1 protein-coding gene is annotated in these 555 nt (G+C 46.1%); it reads left to right on the forward strand.

Features of this window, described 5'->3' with window-relative positions:
- On the forward strand, positions 1-555 hold a 555-nt coding region (locus E1189_RS22700; protein ID WP_196220947.1), incomplete at both ends, for a hypothetical protein.

Genomic DNA, 555 nt, shown 5'->3' on the forward strand with positions numbered 1-555 from the left:
TGGCGCTGCATGATATTCCATTACCACTCATTAAGGCCGGGCTAAAGGCAGTAGGCCATGTAAAACTATCTAATGATGTCTTCAGAGATGTTGAAGATCTTACCGATTATGAGCAGCAGTTAGCCTATAGAACCTTCCTGCAAGGGCAGGGACTTACAGGTGATTTTATAAGTCGCCATGCCATCTACAAATTCCACAAATTCTACGAACCCTACAAATTTTCTCGGTGGGCAGCAGGCATCGGCTCTGCCATGTATAGCATTAACATTGACATTATACCCCGCTCACTGGCTAAGCGTATTGCCGGGAGTGGAAATGAGGTTATAGAAATTTTTGAGCGCTATCGATACAAAGGAGCAATGACCCTAAAGAGAATGTCCTATGTTTTTCCTGGGTTTTCACACTTGCCATCCCCTCTGCAGTTACTTACTGAGCTACAGAGAGTGAGAGAGTGGGATGATGTGGAACCGGCAGAGCCTAAGCCGCTGACATCACAGACTGTAGATCTCCCTCAAACACCTTCGTCAACTATTACTATGGGCTTCCCCCAACCCT

It is taken from the genome of Parendozoicomonas verongulae, from assembly GCF_009711465.1.
Lineage (GTDB): Bacteria > Pseudomonadota > Gammaproteobacteria > Pseudomonadales > Endozoicomonadaceae > Sansalvadorimonas > Sansalvadorimonas verongulae.